Consider the following 17,515-nt stretch of genomic DNA (forward strand, 5'->3'; position numbering starts at 1 on the left):
GGGTTACAATCGCCTCAGTCCGTTGAAATGAGGTGGGATTAAGTGAACGAAGATACAGCAACCATTCAGTCAAAGGCTGTTGAGCGTCGGGACTTGATCATCGTGCTCACAGCCAGTGTTGGCCTATTTTTATCAACATTAGACACTGGAATAATCAATGTCGCACTTCCGTCATTAGAGCGAAAGTTTGATGTGGGAATAAGTGAAATGGCTTGGTCTATCACTCTTTATCTCCTATTGTTGAGTGCTACCATCGTGATTTTTGGGAGAATCAGTGATCGGATCGGCAGACTGAAGGTCTATTTCTCGGGTTTGGTTCTATTTGCAGTCGCGTCTCTTCTATGTGGCTTCGCTTCGTCTGCGGTAGGACTGATTCTGTTTAGAGGAATTCAGGGTATCGGAGCAGCAATGCTTCAAGCGACAGCAGCGGCTATTATCACGACACAGATTCCCCGTAATCGCCAAGGTGCTGCGCTTGGAACACTTGGTATGATGCTAGGTCTAGGGCCAGTTCTTGGGCCAAGTGTTGGGGGATTACTTTTGTCGTTTGTCGGTTGGCGATGGATTTTCTGGATCAACATTCCTATATGTGTGATGGGGCTTATTGGTACACAGAGACTGATGAGGATTAGGGAAGAGCAGAGAAACACAGGTTCACTCAATCTGGTGGAGAGTTTCCTTCTAGGGGCTTCAGTGTTCGGGATTATTTATGGACTGTCGGCAACTGGTTCGCACGGAGTTATGAGGATATTTCCATATTGCTTGGCTGTAGTAGCATTCATCATTTATTTGGTTCGGGAAGCAAGGACAAGTCAGCCTATCGTGAAACTGCCACTGTTTCGTAAGGGCATCTTTAGTGTTTCGATTTTTTCAGTTACCGTACTTGGTTTTGCAACTGCAATCGCGTTTGTTGTGCCTCCATATTTTCTGGAACAGATAGTTCACATTTCCCCGTGGCAGGTTGGATTGGTTAATCTAGCAACGCCACTGGGTCTGGTTTTACTTTCTAGGGCATCTGGAAGACTCATCGGAACATGGGGTGCAAGGAGGCTTATGGCAATAGGCTTGGGACTCATGTTCGTCGCGTTAGCGACTCTCAGTGCGATGCAGGTGAGTTGGATGATTCTGTCCATTGTTGCGCTACTACTGCTGTACGGTTTTGGGGCTGGTATTTTTGTTCCGGCAAATTTGTCTGCAATCATGGGAGCGGTTGAGAGTGAATTACAAGGAACTATTGGAGCCGTACAGAGAATGGTTCAAAATATCGGAATTGCCTTGGGCACGTCAGTTGCAGCACTGTTCATCCGTTCTGGTTCTGAGTTCGGAACGGGAGGGTACATATCTGCGTTTCGGGAGTCTTGGATGGTTGCAGGTGGGGCGGTGCTGATATGCTTATTTACATTGAGTTTCGTGAACTTAATGCGAGAAAGGGTACGCTAATCAACCAGCCTTTATGTTCAACGCGTTTCCAACATCTCTCCCTCACGTGCTTTCACGCAGTCACCAGTTTTCCGGCATTTTAAGGGTGTTCTGAGGTGTTCGGGGTCGTTCTGGGACAATGTATCGGAATTGATTTGAACAGAGAAGACAGACCGCTTTATTGGGCCTTTCTTCTGTGTTCAATGGGATACTATTCCTCTTCCGTGCAACCTCAGTCGCGGGGATCGAGTGGATCGTCGTCATCGCGATACCCGGTAGGCACATGAAACTCGCGCAGAGCATCATGACCCGCGTCCTCTGCAACGCCGTGGCCGCAAGCGCAGATGACCACGCTGCCGGATACTTCTATCTCCATGCGACCGACTTGGCTGCCTGTTTTCCATTCGACTGTGCTTCCGCAATTTGAGCATTGGATAATGAACATGGGGCACCTCGCTTATTCCGCGCAAAGGTCTGCCATTTGGTTAATCTATGCCGATGTAGTTAATCCATTGGTGAATCCAATCTGACTAAACACAACTTAAACGAGTTTGGTAGAATTGATATAAACTTGGTAGAATTGATATAAACATTGATACAGCGCGGATTTTTATAAACGAAGCATAAGGGGATTTTAGCAGATTTAATAGTATCGGTGGTTTCCTAAACCGCGTCTTGCGGGGGTTCGAGTCCCTCCGGGTGCGCCAGAAATCCGCATCAAATAAGGGATTTCGGGTTTTTCTCGAGATCCCTTATTTGCTGTCAAGACGAACTTTTCCCACCAATTTTCCCACCATCCGATGATTTTACGGCTTTCTAGCCCTCAAATGTTGGTCCATAGTTTTCGCCAACGCCTTTTCTGTACTAGCGAGTACGTGAGCATATGTTGTTGCTATCAGAGCCGGGTTGCTGTGGCCAAGACGCTCCGCAACAGCATGCAGGGATTCACGGACCGCCAACAGTAGCGTGGCATGAGTGGACCTAGTATAAAGTGGTGGACACAAAAGAAAGGACTGATAGACTAATATTGAAAGGGTGTCTTGAACAAAATGGGAGCAAAACAAACGAGGTATTCTGATGAATTTAAGGCGATGATTGTTGAGCTCTATCGTAAAGGGAAGACGCCATCAGAAATCATGAGCGAATATGGTCTAGGTAAAACGGCGCTTTATAAATAGGTCAATGAGCGTAGGGAAATCACTGTGGAGAACGAGACGATGACAGTTCTGGATATCAAGAAATTCAAGAATCGTATTCGGGAATTGGAAGAGGAAAATGAAATCCTAACAAAAGCTATGACCATATTCGCCAAACGGTAAGCGTACGTGAACTGGTTGATGTCGCCGCATCCCAGTATGAAAAACATACCTAAAAGAAAGTGTGTAAGGTGCTGGGGATCGGTCGTAGCAGCTATTATTTCTGTACGCAAAAACGCCCGGACGGACGATTAAAACAAGAAAACAAGTTACTAAAACAGGAAATAATCCGGATTTATCTTGAACCAGGCGGCGTCTATGGCGCCCCTAAAATTCGGCAAGAGATTAATCAGTTGAACTTACCCATCATAGTCAGCGAAAAGCGAGTGCAACGTATCATGAAAAGGCTAGGATTGAGGTCTGTCGTGATCAAAAAGTACAGGCCTTATAAAGCAGACGCAGTGTATAACGAGGGCGAAAATTTACTCAAGCGAGATTTCTCTAACACTAAGAAAAATGAAAAATGGGTTAGCGATATCACGTATTTACACACTGTAGCGGATGGGTGGACTTACTTAGCATCCATTATGGATTTGGCCACAAACAAGATGATCGGATGGAATTATAGTAAAACAATGGATAAGAGTTGTGTGCTATCCGCTCTGAATCAGGCAGTCACGACGCAGAGACCGGAACGTGGCATAATCCTCCACTCAGACCGAGGGAGTCAGTATACAAGTCATGAGTACCGAGAGAAACTGCTTAGTCTGGGCATTCGTCAATCGTTTTCATCCAAAGGGTGCCCATACGACAACGCACCAATCGAAAGCTTTCATGCTATCTTGAAAAAGGGGATGGTCTATAGAACGATATTTAAATCTTACGAAGACGCAAAACCACAGTAATTTCAATACATTGAGGGTCGTTATAATCGGAGCAGAATTCACTCAGCTATTCAGTACAAAACGCTTCAACAAATGGAAGATCTACTATCTACAGTCGTCGTATAGATAGTTCTTCTTATTGTGTCTAGGACTTTGACAGAAGTCCACGATGACGGGCCAGACGAAGCTGTTCCAGCAGCAGGTTGACCTGCTTTTTCAGTTCCGCGATTTCCTGTTCATGCGCATCGCAGCGCTCCTGTAGGGCTTCCAGTTGGTTGGTATTCTCCGTCGTCGTGTTCGTCATGCAAAAGGATTTCGACACACCTGCCGAAATCCCTTGACAGATCCTTCTGTGTTTACCGGTTTCACACCACTTTTTTCGCGGTAACCCTCCGGTGCGCTTTCGGCTGGTTGAGGGGAAGTCCATCCAACAGCCAGTTCAGCTCTTGGCGGGTGATGACGAGGGTCTTGCCGTCGCTTGTGTCCGGTCACCAAAACCGTCCGCGTTCCAGTCGTCGATAGATTTGCGCATGTCCGTGCTGCCGCAAGCTAGGTGAACGGGCAGCTCCCCTGGTCCAGCACCGATGTTCAGCATAGCGATGCCAGGGTGCGCACCACATCGCGCAATAGATCAGAGTGATAACCAGACGTGACCTCGATGACAGAAGAACCCACACGTATGGACAGCGGCTTATCCGCCACTTCAACCACGGATTCCTCCACGTGCACCGGGATGAAACGCGGCTCGGCGTTATTCCGTTGACGGCCGTCGTGGTCGGTGTCCGCCTTAAAATTGCCAACCCCATACCACAGCTGATGCTCCTAGACCTGATGCGCAGCACACCACGCTGCGCCTGTCAATCCGCTGGCCAGAAAGTCCGCCACACGGGCACGCCAAAGCTCGCGAATTGCTTCCAATTCGGCTTTTGTCACGGTAATCCCTCCATGACTGGATTCTGGAGGGAATCATCTCGCAGAAGATGGACTAACGCTAGGTGTTCGCTATTTGACGCTCACGTTGTTACGACACGAAAATATCTTATGAGTACGAAAAAATGTTGAATTTATCACTAAATCTACTTGAACTATATGAGTTATGTTCTCATGGGAATCCAGGGAACAAATGCATATTCTATACCCGAGCAGCCAGTATATTTATCCACTTTGATGGTCTGCCCCAATACGATTCTTCAATCTCAGTACATAGAACTTGAAACCTGGATTTTTGAAGGCAGTCAATTAATTCGTATTCGTTATAAAGTTGAATGAACCGAGCAACATTTTCATTTTCTCCGTCGTAATGGTCCCATTTACACCCAGATCCCATGCGAACAGTAATATAGATAACTCCACCGCATTGTAATAGTGACCATATCTTGGAAAGGACCTCGTTAAGTAAATATTTTGGTACATGAAGCAGAGATGCAGCACACCAAATAGCATTTACTCGTTGCAGCGGAAGTCTATCTAAATTTTCAAATGTTCCGTAAAATACTTCCAAACCATTCTCAACTGCCAAGCTTCGCATTTTCGAACTCGGCTCGACACCGATCGTGATATAGCCTTTAGAGGCAAATGTGCGCATGTGTTGCCCAGAACCACATCCAATATCCAAAATTGTGCTACCGGATGGAATTTTACTGCATACAGCGTCAATCCATCTACTGTAGTCTCTAGTCTCTGTCCGTTTAGAAACGTCTTCTGCGAAAATGTCATAGTATTCACTTGTTTTTCTAACTCGCTCTTCCAAATCGTCCATGACTTTTCCCCCTAACTTGCATCAAACAAATCTATGAATATGACTCTTCTTGGGTTAATAATAAAATGGTCAGGAAAAATAATTCCCTATGGCGGCTTCTTCAAATGAAAATTATACGAACCTCTTTGGCGTTAGAGAATTTGCACAGCAAAATCCTCGTTGCATCCATAATTCCACGGTGCCCTAACTGACTTATGATCACGGTGGTCTATTGTTTAATACCAATCTGTAGGGTGAATACGTTACAACTTAGTATAGTGTAGAGTATATATCTCTTAAGCCCCGAAATCAGGTTGGACAAACTCTCTGCTGCGTAGGATACTAAACCAGCAGGAGGATGAATAATGGAACGTCGGAAATTTACAACACAGTTTAAGCAGCAGGTTGTACGTGAATGTATTGAGACTGGGAATATTGCTTTGGTCTCCAGAAAGCACGACATCAACACAAATGTGGTTCGTCGTTGGGTGAAGCAGGCTGAGCAAAATGGTGGCAAGATTCCTGGCACTCTAAAGGGAGTTCCTACGCATGTCACCCCTGAAGAGATTAAGCAATTAAACGCAGAGCGTTCTGAGCTGTCTACGGAAGTTGAGCAATTGAGAAAGGCTCTTGCTGACCAGGCGCTTGAAAATAGTATTTTGCGTGACCTGTTAAAAAAACGCTCATGACCCTTCGGGACACAGGCTATGATGAAAATGGTCATGGCTTTTTTGTTTGCTAAGAATCTCGCATAATGGAGACGAATCCGACCAGTTCGGTTCTGCTTTGTGGTGGTTTGACCCCGATAAAAAAACTGAATGGACAACCCTCGAAGCACAGGATATTGGACCGAGAGTCCGAGTAAAAAATCTTCAATGTCGGGTTGTCTTCGGATTCATCATTCTGTGGGATGGAGGTTGTCATTCATGATGGAAGCCATTCTTGAGCGGTGTGCTGGGCTGGACGTACACCAGGAATCTGTAGTCGCCTGTGTGTTAACAGGCCCACTGGATCGCTCGCCCAAGTCTGAAATCCGGACGTTTGGCACGATGGTTGAGGATCTACTAGCGCTTGCAGATTGGCTCAACGAGAGTGGCTGTACGCATGTCGTTATGGAGAGCACGGGGGTCTACTGGAAGCCCGTCTGGAACGTGCTTGAAGCCTTTGATTTTGAATTGCTCCTCGCCAATGCGCACCACATCAAAAACCTCCCTGGACGTAAGACCGACATGAAAGATGCAGAGTGGATAGCCAAACTCCTTCGCTCTGGTCTCATTGAAGGTAGTTTCGTCCCTTCTCAAGAAACACGGGACCTGCGCGATCTGACTCGGTACCGGAAGAAGCTCGTACAGGATGCTACTTCCGAGAAAAACCGAATTCATCGACTCCTGCAGGATGCAAACATTAAACTGACTACGCATATGTCGGATATCTTCGGGGTATCCGGACGAATTCTGCTACAAAAGATTATGGACGGCGAAGTCATTACATTGGAGTTCCTAGAGTCGGAGATGAAGGGTGCACTACGGCATAAATCAGCCAAATTGCTGCAGTCACTGAACGGTCGCTTACGAAGACATCACCGAGATATGCTGCGATTTTCCTATGAACACCTGCAATTCATTGAGAAGGCCATTCTGGAAGTAGAGCAAGAGATACGCGCTCACATGGCGGATAAGCAGGAAGCTTTTGAACTCATTACGACCGTACCCGGAATTAATGCAAATGCGGCAGCAATCATCTTGGCTGAGATGGGTACCGACATGGAGCAGTTCGGCGGTGACAAACAATTGGCGGCATGGGCCGGACTCAGCCCAGGAAATCATGAGAGTGCAGGTAAAAAAAACGGGTTCGGTCCCGAAGCGGGAACAGTGCTCTAAAAGCAGTGCTTTGCGAATGTGCCTGGGCAGCAGCACGAACAAGAAATACCCGCCTGTCCGCCCGTTATTGGTTATGGGTCCGTAAGATGGGCGTCAAGAAGGCGCTTGTCGCTCTCGCTCATACTCTGCTTCGGATTGTGTACCACATCCTGCATCGTAAAGAACGGTATACAGAGCTTGGTCCAGATTATCTAGATAGTTTCAGGCAACGTAGTGAAGAACGTCGGGAAGCGGACATGATTCGTAGGTTGCAAGAGAAGGGATTCCAGGTATCTAAACCTTGATACCGATGCGAATATCCAGTCATTCCGCGAGACTGTAGTGACAGCCTCTATTTCCGTTCGTCCATATTCGATCGAGACTCTTCAGCTGATACGGACTCATTTTCGTAAAAAACGCTCATGACCCTTCGGGACACAGGCTATGATGAAAATGGTCATGGCTTTTTTGTTTGCTAAGAATCTCGCATAATGGAGACGAATCCGACCAGTTCGGTTCTGCTTTGTGGTGGTTTGACCCCGATAAAAAAACTGAATGGACAACCCTCGAAGCACAGGATATTGGACCGAGAGTCCGAGTAAAAAATCTTCAATGTCGGGTTGTCTTCGGATTCATCATTCTGTGGGATGGAGGTTGTCATTCATGATGGAAGCCATTCTTGAGCGGTGTGCTGGGCTGGACGTACACCAGGAATCTGTAGTCGCCTGTGTGTTAACAGGCCCACTGGATCGCTCGCCCAAGTCTGAAATCCGGACGTTTGGCACGATGGTTGAGGATCTACTAGCGCTTGCAGATTGGCTCAACGAGAGTGGCTGTACGCATGTCGTTATGGAGAGCACGGGGGTCTACTGGAAGCCCGTCTGGAACGTGCTTGAAGCCTTTGATTTTGAATTGCTCCTCGCCAATGCGCACCACATCAAAAACCTCCCTGGACGTAAGACCGACATGAAAGATGCAGAGTGGATAGCCAAACTCCTTCGCTCTGGTCTCATTGAAGGTAGTTTCGTCCCTTCTCAAGAAACACGGGACCTGCGCGATCTGACTCGGTACCGGAAGAAGCTCGTACAGGATGCTACTTCCGAGAAAAACCGAATTCATCGACTCCTGCAGGATGCAAACATTAAACTGACTACGCATATGTCGGATATCTTCGGGGTATCCGGACGAATTCTGCTACAAAAGATTATGGACGGCGAAGTCATTACATTGGAGTTCCTAGAGTCGGAGATGAAGGGTGCACTACGGCATAAATCAGCCAAATTGCTGCAGTCACTGAACGGTCGCTTACGAAGACATCACCGAGATATGCTGCGATTTTCCTATGAACACCTGCAATTCATTGAGAAGGCCATTCTGGAAGTAGAGCAAGAGATACGCGCTCACATGGCGGATAAGCAGGAAGCTTTTGAACTCATTACGACCGTACCCGGAATTAATGCAAATGCGGCAGCAATCATCTTGGCTGAGATGGGTACCGACATGGAGCAGTTCGGCGGTGACAAACAATTGGCGGCATGGGCCGGACTCAGCCCAGGAAATCATGAGAGTGCAGGTAAAAAAAACGGGTTCGGTCCCGAAGCGGGAACAGTGCTCTAAAAGCAGTGCTTTGCGAATGTGCCTGGGCAGCAGCACGAACAAGAAATACCCGCCTGTCCGCCCGTTATTGGTTATGGGTCCGTAAGATGGGCGTCAAGAAGGCGCTTGTCGCTCTCGCTCATACTCTGCTTCGGATTGTGTACCACATCCTGCATCGTAAAGAACGGTATACAGAGCTTGGTCCAGATTATCTAGATAGTTTCAGGCAACGTAGTGAAGAACGTCGGGAAGCGGACATGATTCGTAGGTTGCAAGAGAAGGGATTCCAGGTATCTAAACCTTGATACCGATGCGAATATCCAGTCATTCCGCGAGACTGTAGTGACAGCCTCTATTTCCGTTCGTCCATATTCGATCGAGACTCTTCAGCTGATACGGACTCATTTTCGTAAAAAAAACGCTCATGACCCTTCGGGACACAGGCTATGATGAAAATGGTCATGGCTTTTTTGTTTGCTAAGAATCTCGCATAATGGAGACGAATCCGACCAGTTCGGTTCTGCTTTGTGGTGGTTTGACCCCGATAAAAAAACTGAATGGACAACCCTCGAAGCACAGGATATTGGACCGAGAGTCCGAGTAAAAAATCTTCAATGTCGGGTTGTCTTCGGATTCATCATTCTGTGGGATGGAGGTTGTCATTCATGATGGAAGCCATTCTTGAGCGGTGTGCTGGGCTGGACGTACACCAGGAATCTGTAGTCGCCTGTGTGTTAACAGGCCCACTGGATCGCTCGCCCAAGTCTGAAATCCGGACGTTTGGCACGATGGTTGAGGATCTACTAGCGCTTGCAGATTGGCTCAACGAGAGTGGCTGTACGCATGTCGTTATGGAGAGCACGGGGGTCTACTGGAAGCCCGTCTGGAACGTGCTTGAAGCCTTTGATTTTGAATTGCTCCTCGCCAATGCGCACCACATCAAAAACCTCCCTGGACGTAAGACCGACATGAAAGATGCAGAGTGGATAGCCAAACTCCTTCGCTCTGGTCTCATTGAAGGTAGTTTCGTCCCTTCTCAAGAAACACGGGACCTGCGCGATCTGACTCGGTACCGGAAGAAGCTCGTACAGGATGCTACTTCCGAGAAAAACCGAATTCATCGACTCCTGCAGGATGCAAACATTAAACTGACTACGCATATGTCGGATATCTTCGGGGTATCCGGACGAATTCTGCTACAAAAGATTATGGACGGCGAAGTCATTACATTGGAGTTCCTAGAGTCGGAGATGAAGGGTGCACTACGGCATAAATCAGCCAAATTGCTGCAGTCACTGAACGGTCGCTTACGAAGACATCACCGAGATATGCTGCGATTTTCCTATGAACACCTGCAATTCATTGAGAAGGCCATTCTGGAAGTAGAGCAAGAGATACGCGCTCACATGGCGGATAAGCAGGAAGCTTTTGAACTCATTACGACCGTACCCGGAATTAATGCAAATGCGGCAGCAATCATCTTGGCTGAGATGGGTACCGACATGGAGCAGTTCGGCGGTGACAAACAATTGGCGGCATGGGCCGGACTCAGCCCAGGAAATCATGAGAGTGCAGGTAAAAAAAACGGGTTCGGTCCCGAAGCGGGAACAGTGCTCTAAAAGCAGTGCTTTGCGAATGTGCCTGGGCAGCAGCACGAACAAGAAATACCCGCCTGTCCGCCCGTTATTGGTTATGGGTCCGTAAGATGGGCGTCAAGAAGGCGCTTGTCGCTCTCGCTCATACTCTGCTTCGGATTGTGTACCACATCCTGCATCGTAAAGAACGGTATACAGAGCTTGGTCCAGATTATCTAGATAGTTTCAGGCAACGTAGTGAAGAACGTCGGGAAGCGGACATGATTCGTAGGTTGCAAGAGAAGGGATTCCAGGTATCTAAACCTTGATACCGATGCGAATATCCAGTCATTCCGCGAGACTGTAGTGACAGCCTCTATTTCCGTTCGTCCATATTCGATCGAGACTCTTCAGCTGATACGGACTCATTTTCGTAAAAAAGCAAACCCTCACTCCCTCAGATGATTAGCCTTTTCTCACGAATGCTCGCTCATTCGCAGGATTTCATTAACCTAGTTATAAGATGGAGTGGGAATGAGGAGATACCTCGTAAGGCAGAACCGTTCGAGCGCGTGCGGGAACAGAAGGTGCAGTGCGTTTTAACAGCATCTTCCATATAGGTCCTTTGCTGCACGCTTCTCTCCACAAGGTCCCTGGGATTCACTCTCCCAAATCTCGACGGGTCTACGCCCTTACATTCCTTCGTCCTATCTATCCAAGGTGTGGAGTCCAATCAACGTTTGCGCAACGGGTCTGCTTTGCCCTAAAGTGAGGGTTTCTTGGTACCCCGTGCTTTCTTTGTGAAATCCTGCGAATGAGCCAATCTACGTGTCGAGACCCTCAGGTTTCTTAAGCTGCTAACGTAAGTTGGGCTTTATCTAAACTGAATTCTTCCCCTTGTCTGGCCATAGCGACGAGCATTCGAGCCAGTTTACCGATTAATTTCATGATGGATTGCATCTTGGTCATCCGTTTCACTTCAATGTTGTGTGTATGCAGAGCTTGAAACGCAGAATTGTGGGACAGCAGGCGAAACACAGTGAAGTAAAGGTGCTTGCGTAGTAGCGAATTGCCTCGCTTTGTGAGCTTTATTTTCCCCTTGTATTTACCAGAACTCTTCTCAGCGAGGTTCAAACCGGCTTTTCGCAGCAACTGGTTTCCATGAGACAGCTTACTTAAATTACCGCCAAAGGCTAAAATGGCAGCCGTTGCAGGAGCAGATACCCCTACGGACAGAACGAGTTCTGAACCAGGAATCTCGGGCAGCATCTTCTTCATCATCTCGTCAGCTTCCTCAACAATCCTCTGAATTCGTTCGTACTCATCCACCAAATGTGTGAGTTCCCATTTGTCTTCCTCCAAGGCGAAAGTGTCTCCAACACTGTGTCTGGCTAACTCAAGAAGTTCAATCGCCTTGCGCTTCCCACGCACACCACCAGGTCTCGACATGTACTCTCCCCAGATTTCTATCATTCGTTCTGGAGTCAGCTGTAGCAAGTCAGACGGCGTCGAGAACCGGCGCAATGTCGCTAGGGAACGAGCACTGAAAATATCCTCAAATGCTTGTCCATACTCAGGGAAACGAATATCCATCCAACGATGGATACGGTTTTCGATCCGTCCACGTTCGATCACCCAGTGCTCCCTGTTTGTGACGACGACTCGGATCCGCCGGAATGCTTCGTCTTTTGGGGAAAAGGAGGCGTAGTATCCACGACTGACGGCATCTGCAATGACCAGTGCATCCTTGGGGTCATTTTTGGAAGGCGAATTATCTCTGTTTTCCTTGTTTCTTTTGGTGGTCAGTGGATTCACGAGCACAACGTCGATACCTTGTTTAACAAGCCAGTTAGCAAGGTTAAACCAGTAATGTCCGGTGCTCTCCATACCTATGATGACGTCGTCCATGCCATGGGTTGTCTGTAGCTTGCGGATTGTTCGTTCCAGATGCTCAAAACCGGAGCGGTCATTTGAGCATATAATAGGTTTGTTGCTGAGGACGATTCCTCGAAAGTGAATAGCTTGTGCAGCGTGTCTCTCCTTGGCGATGTCGATACCAATGACAAGGGTTGTAGTGGAAATTCGTTCCACGCGTTGATTCTGCACTTTAACCAGTCTAGACTTCATATTAACACCTCCTACGATGGGTTATTGAGGGCTACGACCCAGTACACACTTATCGTATCGGGGCGTTATTATTTCTACAAACTCTATTTCTTAGCTTCTACAGGAATGTTTGCGGATAAAGTAGCCATTGCGCACAAGTGGATCACAGCCGGACATTCAGTCACCTTCGTGCTGCGCATCGTGGGGGTCTCTCGGTCCACTTATTATTATCAACTGACACACGAGCCGAAGCCGAGAACAACTTCTGGAGGGCGTCCTGCGACTCAATATACGTATACGCACGATGGAAGCAAAGTTAGTGACGAACAGGTCAAGGAATGGATAATGAACGCCGTAGCGGGAGATGGGTTTGCCTACGGTTATCTCAAGCTGACCTACGTGTTAAAACGAGAGTATCAGTTGGTTATCAACAAGAAGAAGGTATATCGACTGTGTAAAGAGCTGGGGATTCTCAAACAGCAGCGGCAAATCAAGTCCAAGTATCCAAGGAGATTGGCCAGAAATCGGGACATTATGGCACCGAATCAGCTCTGGGAAGTTGACATCAAATACGGCTACGTTCATGGTGAGGACAGATTCTTTTTCGTACGGTCATACATTGATGTATTTGACCGACAGACAGCGGATTATCATATTGGGCTTCATTGTGAGGCAACAGAAGCTGTGGATACGTTAAAACGAGCACTGTGGAAACGTCGACTACTCGACCAATCTGTCTTACCCGTCATCCGTTCAGATAATGGACCGCAATTTGTCAGCCTGGCCTTTGAGTCGACATGTGAACAACTCGGTATTGAGCACGAGAGAATACCGCCACGAACACCGAATATGAACGCACACATCGAGTCTTTCCACAGGCTTCTGGAAGACGACTGTTTGTCACGGTACGAGTTCGAAAGTTATGAACTGGCATACAAAGCAGTCGTAGATTTTATGGATTATTACAACAATCGGCGGCTGCATTCAAGCCTGCATTACCTGCCACCCGAGTTCAACAAGCAACACTACGAGACTGGGCTAACGCCGAAGACAAATGTGAAAGAAAGTCTGAGATTACGCTAGAAAACGGGAGCTATGTCCAAACAACGGGTGTCAATCCGGCATGGACATCCGCACATCGATTCCTTCGGTAAGATTTTAGCTGAGTGATCGCGCGTTTCGTTTGTCGTTGTCGATCCCCCTGGAAACCGGTGCGGGCAGCGGAGCAGGAGCAAGGTTCGCCCCGCCTAGTCCCTGTGCCAGCAGTGTCACCAGTTGTCGGTGTAGCTGTAGTGGATTGAGGGACTGTGCCCACTCACTCCAGTACTTTTGGCTGTTCGTTGGGATGGCACTAGCATCGAACGCCCGTTGCAAAGGAGTTTTTGCTGAGTCGTATTTCTTTTGCACGTGACTGCCGTTACGTTTTTTCTCAATGACCTTGCGCATGGGCAGACAGGCGTTGGCATATACGTCAAGCCACGCATAAACCGTGTTGAGCCATTGAACATGCTCTGGAGTGTCGAAACGCTCGTAACCTACGATTTCGCGGACCAAGAATCGATTCTTTTGCTCCACGTGAGCGTTGTCGTTCTTCTTGTAAGGTCGGCTTCTGGTGAGCGACAGCCCATTCGCCTTCGTGAAACGAACCAGGTGAGCATTGATGAACTCGCTGCCGTTGTCGCTGTGGATTCCCCACACCGGATATGGCCATTCCGTTAGTATGCGTTCCAGCGCTGCCATGACACCAAGCTGGCCCCTGCCAAGTACCGCAACGCGTCTACTGTATCCCGTCACGACGTCGACGACGGAGAGGGTGTAAGCGAAGTGTCCCAAGGACGATCCGCCGTTGTGCTCGACGAGGTCGATTTCCAACGCACCAGGTCTGTCCTCGTCCCAGTCATAGCGTTCCACTGGAATTTCCGAGCGCAGATGCGCGGACGGGCGTCTGTCGGCAGGGATGTGCTTGGTACCGGGACGCTTCCATTTGGCGATACGACGGGCCAGCGTCGCACGGCTCATTTGCTGCAAGTCACGGATTGCCTCTTGAGTCAGCTTGACCTCGCCGTGATTGGCTAACTGTGCGGCAGTACACATCAGCACGGGATGCAAGCGCTCTGCACAAGGATAGTCGAGTGCTTCCCAAACGATTTGGACGATGGGCATCACATCCCTATACCGAAGAGAGCGAGTACGCTTAGCGGGCGGTTTATCGTGCTCCGGTTTGGGTTTCATAGTGGCAATCGCGTACTTCCGCGCGTATCCCAGGGTCCGCTCCAACTCATCCAAAATCTGCGATTTCTCTTGCCTAGTACGTGCCTTAAGGTAACGCACGCGCATCGTACTCAGGTACTCTTGCCGACTCTGCATGGACATCCGCACATCGATCCCTTCGGTAAGATTTCTGTTTGAGTGAGCCGATACCCTTTCGGTAAGATTTTAGCTGAGTGATCGCGGACTCTTGCCACGGATCAATACATCATCTATACTGGAGAAGATTTCACATTACCCGTTCAAAGGTGGTATTTCGTCCAGTCATGAAGACCTTGTTTGTATTCTAAGCGCCTAACAGAAATAGGTCTTACGAATGCAAACGCTGCATCAAAGCAGTGGTTATGAAGGTGCGCCTTCAGAAACCATGAGATCTCATGTGGATGAAATGCCTTTTATCATCCCGACGTGAAAATCGGGGTGCAAAGAATATTTCGCCGTGGGAGCGTTTGCCCCACGGTTTTTTGCTGTCCAGGGAAATCGGCAGATGCAACAGGGGGGGATATCGATGCGCACCGTAGTAGAGACACAGCAGAAAATATAATGAACGTGAGGAGGACGAACGATGACGAAGCGTTTGGATCGACGAATTGCCATTGTGACGGGTGCGAGTAGAGAGCGGGGAATTGGAACTGCCATTTGTAGGTCACTAGCACATGATGGGGCCGACATTTTCTTCACTCACTGGAGTCGATACGATGAGACCATGGAGTGGGGGGCAGAGTACGATTGGCCAGACGATCTCGCTCAAGAATTGCGACACATCGGTGTGCGAGCGAGCCATCTTGAGGTCAATTTTGCAGATCCCGATGCGCCGTTGACCATCCTGGACGAGGTACGCTCGGTTTTGGGCCAACCATCGATTCTCGTCAACAATGCGACGCACTCTACACAGCACGGGTTTAAGAACCTCAGTGCCGAAATCTTGGACGCTCACTATGCCGTGAATGTTCGAGGGACATGTATGCTGTGCGTGGAGTTTGCACGCCGCTGGGGTGGACAGAGTGGAGGTCGAATCATCAACATGGTGTCCGGACAGGATAAGGGCCCAATGCCTGGAGAACTTGCCTACGTGGCAACAAAAGGAGCGATTTCTGCTTTTACGGTATCGCTTGCTGCGGAAGTCGCCTCACTCGGTATAACAGTCAATGCCGTAGACCCCGGTCCGACCGATTCGGGGTGGATGTCGGAAGAGTTAAAGGGCTTCTTGTTACAGAAGTTCCCCATGGGTCGAATTGGTCAGCCCGAGGATGCCGCACGACTCATCACCTTTTTGGCCAGTGACGACGCACAGTGGATCACAGGACAGATCATTCATTCGGACGGCGGGTTTTGGGACTGAAGTAATTCGAACGATGTTAAGAGGTGACAGGTTTGACGTACAGGAGTCAGTTGAACATGTGTAATTACACCAACACAACCTTGGAGATAACGGCGAGTGGTGTCGACACGGTGGTAATTCCAATCGGAGCAACCGAACAGTTTGGTCCAACTCTGCCAATGCATTTGGATACGCTGATTGCGGAGCTCTATGGGAAGGAGTATGGGAAGGCTCTCAACGCATACGTCCTACCAGTTCTACCGTTTAACACCTCGGAAGAGCACGCAACGTTCAAGGGGACAGTGACAGTCAGTCCGGCCGTCATTAGTGCCTTTGTCGAAGATATGATTGAGAATCTCCGTCGCCAGGGGTTCAGAAAGTTTGTAATTGCGTCCGGTCATGGCGGTTCGTATTGGATTGGCCCGTTCATCAAACATATGAATTTCAAGTATGAGGATATTGTGGTAGTACACCCACATCATCAACAGGGCGCTTTTGAAGAAGCCTTGAAGGCCGCAGGTTTGGATGGACGTAATGAAATGCATGGTGGGCTTATCGGAGTCTGTACGGCAATGTTTCTCTGCCCGGAGTACGTTAAGCTTAAGTCCGCCGGTTCACCCATCCCCGACGAACATAACAAGTTCGCAGATATTGTGGGGTGGGAGAAGCTTACACGTGACGGGAATTGGGGAGAATTTGTCACCGGAACCTATACACCCGAAGAGTTGGCGGAAAAAGGCCGGACTTTGTGGATGACCTTCATCAAGAAAAACTGTGAAGGCTTAAAAGCGTTTGTGGAAGAAGCCTATCGAAGGAAAACCGAACGTATTGTAATGGATTCATGACGGAGATGGTCTAACGGTGAGTGCTTGAGTTAATCCCGTGTTGAAGTGGTAAACGGTGATATACGGATTCAGAAACACAACTTTACACATGGCACACAACCAAATTTTTGGCTTGAGGGCATTGGGAACAGGAGGAGTCCAGTTTGACGCATATTGTTGGGAACAAAATCATCCTACGCAGTATTACCGAGAGCGACCTCTATCCGTTCTGGCAGATGATTTACGGTCAGGAGTCGACGGAGTGGAAGCAGTGCGACGCCCCTTTTACCCGTTGGATCGAATCGACTATGAGCACTTCGTGAAGCAGATGAAGGACCGTTTGGCGTCCGGTGAAGATGTGCCAAGCAGGGTGGCCATCGCAACCAAAAGTGGGGAACTCATTGGAACAGTCTCATATTACTGGGAGCATATAGAATCGCTGTGGCTGGAAGTAGGTATTGTCATTTACAAGCCAAAATTTTGGAACGGTGGCTATGGAACTGAGGCGTTGCAGCTTTGGATTGATTATCTCTTCGCTTCCTTGCCGTTGGTACGAATTGGGCTTACTACCTGGTCAGGGAACCATCGGATGATCCGCTGCGCCGAAAAGTTGGGCATGAAGATGGAAGCCCGAATCCGGAAAGTAAGATTGTATGAGGGTGAGTATTACGATTCCATCCGTATGGGTGTTTTGCGGGAGGAATGGAACAACGCACATACCGATGATACT

General features: G+C 48.5%; 19 protein-coding genes, 1 tRNA gene and 1 pseudogene. 15 read left to right on the forward strand and 6 right to left on the reverse strand.

Annotated elements, in window-relative coordinates:
* Positions 1-42 precede the first annotated feature (42 nt).
* Complete coding sequence (locus tag ACOJUR_RS01305; protein ID WP_420949056.1) at positions 43-1,440, forward strand: MFS transporter; 1,398 nt, start codon at positions 43-45, stop codon at positions 1,438-1,440.
* Between the two features lie 211 nt (positions 1,441-1,651).
* Here ACOJUR_RS01305 and ACOJUR_RS01310 read toward each other — a convergent pair whose 3' ends face one another.
* Positions 1,652-1,795 carry a hypothetical protein gene (locus tag ACOJUR_RS01310; protein WP_420949057.1) on the reverse strand — a complete coding sequence of 48 codons (144 nt, stop codon included), beginning with the start codon at positions 1,793-1,795 and terminating at the stop codon, positions 1,652-1,654.
* Positions 1,796-2,056: 261 nt separating this feature from the next.
* Here ACOJUR_RS01310 and ACOJUR_RS01315 point away from each other — a divergent pair.
* The 3 genes from ACOJUR_RS01315 to ACOJUR_RS01325 all read left to right on the forward strand — a co-directional run bounded on the left by ACOJUR_RS01315 (position 2,057) and on the right by ACOJUR_RS01325 (position 3,520).
* Positions 2,057-2,126: transfer RNA gene (locus ACOJUR_RS01315), tRNA-Arg, on the forward strand.
* A 333-nt stretch (positions 2,127-2,459) separates the two neighbouring features.
* Entirely contained in the window at positions 2,460-2,597 is a 138-nt protein-coding gene (locus tag ACOJUR_RS01320) for a transposase (protein ID WP_420949058.1), read from the forward strand.
* Positions 2,598-2,806: 209 nt separating this feature from the next.
* Positions 2,807-3,520 carry an IS3 family transposase gene (locus ACOJUR_RS01325; RefSeq protein WP_420949059.1) on the forward strand — a complete coding sequence of 238 codons (714 nt, stop codon included), beginning with the start codon at positions 2,807-2,809 and terminating at the stop codon, positions 3,518-3,520.
* A gap of 124 nt (positions 3,521-3,644) precedes the next feature.
* Here the strand turns inward: ACOJUR_RS01325 and ACOJUR_RS01330 are convergent, their stop codons facing one another.
* From ACOJUR_RS01330 to ACOJUR_RS01340, 3 genes are all read right to left on the reverse strand, one after another.
* A complete protein-coding gene (locus ACOJUR_RS01330; RefSeq protein WP_420949060.1) occupies positions 3,645-3,803 on the reverse strand; it encodes a hypothetical protein in 159 nt (52 codons plus the stop codon).
* A 518-nt stretch (positions 3,804-4,321) separates the two neighbouring features.
* On the reverse strand, positions 4,322-4,432 hold the full coding sequence (gene tnpA / locus ACOJUR_RS01335) for an IS66 family insertion sequence element accessory protein TnpA (protein ID WP_420949061.1): 111 nt from the start codon (positions 4,430-4,432) through the stop codon (positions 4,322-4,324).
* 199 nt (positions 4,433-4,631) lie between these two features.
* Positions 4,632-5,258 (reverse strand): class I SAM-dependent methyltransferase, encoded by a 627-nt coding sequence (locus ACOJUR_RS01340; RefSeq protein WP_420949062.1) that lies wholly within the window; start codon positions 5,256-5,258, stop codon positions 4,632-4,634.
* Positions 5,259-5,602: 344 nt separating this feature from the next.
* On the opposite strand from ACOJUR_RS01340, the gene ACOJUR_RS01345 reads away from it, so the two are divergent.
* The 7 genes from ACOJUR_RS01345 (at position 5,603) to ACOJUR_RS01375 (ending at position 10,595) form a co-directional block, all read left to right on the forward strand.
* Positions 5,603-5,926: a transposase gene (locus ACOJUR_RS01345; protein WP_420949063.1), complete on the forward strand. Its 324-nt coding sequence runs from the start codon at positions 5,603-5,605 to the stop codon at positions 5,924-5,926.
* Between the two features lie 237 nt (positions 5,927-6,163).
* On the forward strand, positions 6,164-7,117 hold the full coding sequence (locus ACOJUR_RS01350; protein WP_420949053.1) for an IS110 family RNA-guided transposase: 954 nt from the start codon (positions 6,164-6,166) through the stop codon (positions 7,115-7,117).
* An 86-nt stretch (positions 7,118-7,203) separates the two neighbouring features.
* Complete coding sequence (locus ACOJUR_RS01355) at positions 7,204-7,401, forward strand: hypothetical protein (RefSeq protein WP_306955528.1); 198 nt, start codon at positions 7,204-7,206, stop codon at positions 7,399-7,401.
* Between the two features lie 358 nt (positions 7,402-7,759).
* The gene (locus ACOJUR_RS01360; protein WP_420949053.1) at positions 7,760-8,713 is read left to right on the forward strand and encodes an IS110 family RNA-guided transposase; all 954 of its coding nucleotides are present in this window, start codon (positions 7,760-7,762) and stop codon (positions 8,711-8,713) included.
* Between the two features lie 86 nt (positions 8,714-8,799).
* On the forward strand, positions 8,800-8,997 hold the full coding sequence (locus ACOJUR_RS01365) for a hypothetical protein (RefSeq protein WP_306955528.1): 198 nt from the start codon (positions 8,800-8,802) through the stop codon (positions 8,995-8,997).
* 360 nt (positions 8,998-9,357) lie between these two features.
* The gene (locus ACOJUR_RS01370; protein WP_420949053.1) at positions 9,358-10,311 is read left to right on the forward strand and encodes an IS110 family RNA-guided transposase; all 954 of its coding nucleotides are present in this window, start codon (positions 9,358-9,360) and stop codon (positions 10,309-10,311) included.
* Positions 10,312-10,397: 86 nt separating this feature from the next.
* Entirely contained in the window at positions 10,398-10,595 is a 198-nt protein-coding gene (locus tag ACOJUR_RS01375) for a hypothetical protein (RefSeq protein WP_306955528.1), read from the forward strand.
* A gap of 520 nt (positions 10,596-11,115) precedes the next feature.
* Here ACOJUR_RS01375 and ACOJUR_RS01380 read toward each other — a convergent pair.
* Complete coding sequence (locus tag ACOJUR_RS01380) at positions 11,116-12,393, reverse strand: IS110 family RNA-guided transposase (RefSeq protein ID WP_420949064.1); 1,278 nt, start codon at positions 12,391-12,393, stop codon at positions 11,116-11,118.
* A 105-nt stretch (positions 12,394-12,498) separates the two neighbouring features.
* Between ACOJUR_RS01380 and ACOJUR_RS01385 the strand changes: the two genes are divergently transcribed.
* Positions 12,499-13,455 carry an IS3 family transposase gene (locus tag ACOJUR_RS01385; RefSeq protein ID WP_420949065.1) on the forward strand — a complete coding sequence of 319 codons (957 nt, stop codon included), beginning with the start codon at positions 12,499-12,501 and terminating at the stop codon, positions 13,453-13,455.
* Positions 13,456-13,530: 75 nt separating this feature from the next.
* Here ACOJUR_RS01385 and ACOJUR_RS01390 read toward each other — a convergent pair whose 3' ends face one another.
* Positions 13,531-14,535 (reverse strand): transposase, encoded by a 1,005-nt coding sequence (locus ACOJUR_RS01390; protein WP_420949066.1) that lies wholly within the window; start codon positions 14,533-14,535, stop codon positions 13,531-13,533.
* Between the two features lie 670 nt (positions 14,536-15,205).
* Here ACOJUR_RS01390 and ACOJUR_RS01395 point away from each other — a divergent pair.
* From ACOJUR_RS01395 to ACOJUR_RS01405, 3 genes and pseudogenes are all read left to right on the forward strand, one after another.
* A complete protein-coding gene (locus ACOJUR_RS01395; RefSeq protein ID WP_420949067.1) occupies positions 15,206-15,982 on the forward strand; it encodes an SDR family oxidoreductase in 777 nt (258 codons plus the stop codon).
* A 56-nt stretch (positions 15,983-16,038) separates the two neighbouring features.
* Positions 16,039-16,806: a creatininase family protein gene (locus ACOJUR_RS01400; RefSeq protein WP_420949068.1), complete on the forward strand. Its 768-nt coding sequence runs from the start codon at positions 16,039-16,041 to the stop codon at positions 16,804-16,806.
* 215 nt (positions 16,807-17,021) lie between these two features.
* Positions 17,022-17,491: pseudogene (locus tag ACOJUR_RS01405) on the forward strand (GNAT family N-acetyltransferase); the annotation flags it as partial.
* Positions 17,492-17,515 lie beyond the last annotated feature (24 nt).

It is taken from the genome of Alicyclobacillus tolerans, assembly GCF_048984885.1.
GTDB lineage: Bacteria > Bacillota > Bacilli > Alicyclobacillales > Alicyclobacillaceae > Alicyclobacillus_I > Alicyclobacillus_I tolerans.